This is a genomic window from Micromonospora inaquosa, from assembly GCF_003857055.1.
Taxonomy (GTDB): domain Bacteria; phylum Actinomycetota; class Actinomycetes; order Mycobacteriales; family Micromonosporaceae; genus Micromonospora; species Micromonospora inaquosa.
Genome location: NZ_QGSZ01000121.1, coordinates 1 through 3176, shown reverse-complemented (window position 1 = coordinate 3176; position 3176 = coordinate 1). Strand labels below are relative to the sequence as shown.

Annotated in this window: 3 protein-coding genes; all 3 read left to right on the top strand. The window is 66.8% G+C overall.

The window, feature by feature from the left end; genetic code table 11:
* On the top strand, positions 1-187 hold a 187-nt coding region (locus DLJ59_RS36800), incomplete at its 5' end, for a hypothetical protein (protein ID WP_208648533.1).
* Between the two features lie 546 nt (positions 188-733).
* Positions 734-2506: a family 43 glycosylhydrolase gene (locus DLJ59_RS03070; RefSeq protein WP_124770994.1), complete on the top strand. Its 1773-nt coding sequence runs from the start codon at positions 734-736 to the stop codon at positions 2504-2506.
* Between the two features lie 339 nt (positions 2507-2845).
* The coding region (locus DLJ59_RS03065; protein ID WP_148096924.1) for an endo-1,4-beta-xylanase at positions 2846-3176 on the top strand (331 nt) is incomplete at its 3' end.

Genomic DNA, 3176 nt, shown 5'->3' with positions numbered 1-3176 from the left:
CCTGAGGGGTGGGGGTGGCATGGGGAACCTCCAGGTGGCCGGGTTCGTCGGGGCCGCCATCGATGGCGGCGGGTTCGTCAGCGGCTACGGGCCGACGACGGGTGCGGTGCGGGTGGTGGGACGTGGGACGCGTCGCCGTGGACGCCGGGTGCCCACCCCTGGCGCTTATCGCGGCACATCGATGTGATCGCTAACATAGTTGGTCGTTAACACGCCCGCAACCCCTGCGGCGCCGCGCTGACCCATCGCTGCGGTGGCCTGGCCGGCGGGCGCTGCGCCCGGCGCCAGCAATGGTCCGAAACGGACACTCATCGGCCTCCAGATCACCAAAATGTGACCGTGTGTGACGGATGGCGCTGAGTGAAGAGCCGGCGCCCGCCCGTTGACGCCCGCCGTGTCGCTCAGTACGGTGCATCGTAAATCTTGGATGTCAACGTCGATACATCAATGCTGCGATGTGGTTACGACGGTCATCCCGCGTCTCGCAAAAATCCAGGTCAGCCGGGGGAGGGAGGCATCCGAGAAGGCCTGTTAACGCTAACACGGCTGCCGGCCGTGCTGCTCGGCGTGCGCATGGTGAAGCACGTTCGAGCGGTCGCCAGGACAGCGGTGGCTCGCCGAGTCAGACATCGCGCACGGCGCACTCTCTGTGGGAGTAATCGTGAAGGTGAAAGATCGAACCACAACCCGGGCCGCCCGCCGGGCCAGGCGCGCCATCGCCTGGCTGGCGAGCATGGCCTGCGTCCTCGCACTGATCCCGGGCACGGCCAAGGCCGACAACCCCATCGTCCAGAACATCTACACCGCCGATCCGGCGCCGATGGTGCACAACGGCCGGGTGTACCTCTACACCGGGCATGACGAGGACGGGTCCACCTACTTCACCATGCGTGAGTGGCGGGTGTACTCGTCCGCGGACATGGTGAACTGGACCGATCACGGCTCCCCGATGAACCTGGCGACGTTCGCCTGGGCGGACGCCAACGCGTGGGCCGGGCAGGTCATCGCGCGCAACGGGAAGTTCTACTGGTACGTGCCGGTGCGCCAGCGCTCCAACGGGCAGATGGTCATCGGCGTCGGGGTGGCGGACAGCCCCACCGGGCCGTTCCGCGACGCGCTCGGTCGGCCCCTGGTCGGCAACAACGAGATCGACCCGCACGCGTTCATCGACGATGACGGACAGGCGTATCTGTACTGGGGTAACCCGGGCCTGTGGTACGTGAAGCTGAACCCGGACATGATTTCGTACTCCGGCAGCGCGACCCGCATTCAGCTCACGACGGCGGGGTTCGGCACCCGTAACGGCAACGCGAGTCGGCCGACCCTCTACGAGGAGGGGCCGTGGGTGTTCAAGCGCAACGGGTTGTATTACAACGTCTTCGCCGCGGAGTGTTGTTCGGAGTTCATCGCGTACTCCACGGCCACCGGGCCGACCGGGCCGTGGACGTATCGAGGAACGATCATGCCACGACAGGGCGGCAGTTTCACGAATCACGCGGGCGTGATCGATTTCCAGGGTGGTTCGTACTTCTTCTATCACAACGGGGCGTTGCCCGGTGGTGGTGGTTACACCCGTTCGGTCGCGGTGGAGAAGTTCACCTACAACTCCAATGGCACGTTCCCGACGATCAACATGACCACCACGGGAGCCCCGCAGGTGGGCACGCTGAACCCGTACGTGCGCCAGGAGGCCGAGACGATCGCCTGGGGCTCGGGGATCGAGACCGAGGCGTCCAGCGAGGGCGGGATGAACGTCGGCTGGATCGAGAACGGCGACTACATCAAGGTCAAGGGTGTCGCGTTCGGAGCGGGTGCGACCTCGTTCAGCGCCCGGGTCGCGTCGGCCACCAGCGGCGGCCGGATCGAGGTGCGCCTCGACAGCGCCAGCGGCCCGACCGTGGGCACCTGCACCGTGGGTGGCACCGGCGGTTGGCAGACCTGGAGCACCAGCACGTGCGCGGTGAGCGGGGCGACCGGCACCCATGATCTCTACCTGCGCTTCGCCGGCGGCAGCGGAAACCTGTTCAACATCAACTGGTGGCAGTTCAGCGGCACCGGCGGCAGCGCCAACCTGCTCACCAACGGTGACGTGGAGAACGGCACGACGGGGTGGGGCCTGCACGGCAGCGGAACGCTCGCCAGGAACACCACAGTCGCGCACGGCGGCAGCGGGTCGCTGTCGATCACCGGCCGCACCGGCGCGTGGAACGGTCCCGGTCAGGACGTGACCGCCAGGCTCACCAACGGCAAGAGCTACACCACAAACGTCTGGGTACGCGCACAGAGCGGCACCCCGTCGGCGAAGGCGACGCTGTCGTTGACCGCGAACGGCACGACGAGCTACCTCCAGCTGACCCCGGCGGTGGGGGTGAACGTCAACGGCTGGACCCTGCTCACCGGTACGACGACCGTGTCGTGGAGCGGCACACTGTCCAACGCCACCTTCTATGTGGAGACGGCGCAGGGCACCGACAGCTTCCTCGTCGACGACGTCTCGTTCCAGTGATCGGTGCTGCCGGGGCCGTGTTCCTGCGGCTCCGGCAGCCCGCCGGAGGTGCGCGTCGAAGTGGCCGGAGCGACCCGGGCTCGCCCGGTTGGTTACGACTTGACGAACGGCATGTTATCGCTCACAGTCGATGGTTGAGGGCGGCCGCACCTGTGGTTCACCGGGCGAACCTGCTGTGGCCCCTCGGAGCGTGACGTCCGCCCAGGGCATGCCGGACGTCGGTTCAGGACTCCCCGCACTGCTGCCGCGACGGCGACCGGTGCTGCCGTTTCCGATGTCGCATGAGCAGATTCGGGCGCTGCGCCTCCATCGCCGCACCACCACAGAGAAGGAATCCGTATGAATCACAAGAGAGCCCTGCGAGCGGCGGTGACCATCGCAGTCACCGGCGTTCTCGCCGCCGGGATGACGATGACACTGACCTCCACGGCGAGCGCCGGCACGACCCTGGGGGCCTCGGCGGCGGAGAAGGGCCGCTACTTCGGGGCCGCTGTCGCGACGGGCAAGCTGTCGACCAGCGTTTACACGACGATTTTGAACCGCGAGTTCAACAGTGTCGTGGCTGAGAACGAGATGAAGTGGGATGCCACCGAGCCGCAGCAGGGTCGGTTCAGTTACAGCGGTGGTGATCGTCTGGTCAGTCACGCGCAGGCCAACGGGATGAGCGTGC

Bases quoted from the DNA above. Each gene is read 5' to 3' on its own strand.
- DLJ59_RS03070 (WP_124770994.1), top strand. From the start codon at position 734: ATGGCCTGCGTCCTCGCACTGATCCCGGGCACGGCCAAGGCCGACAAC.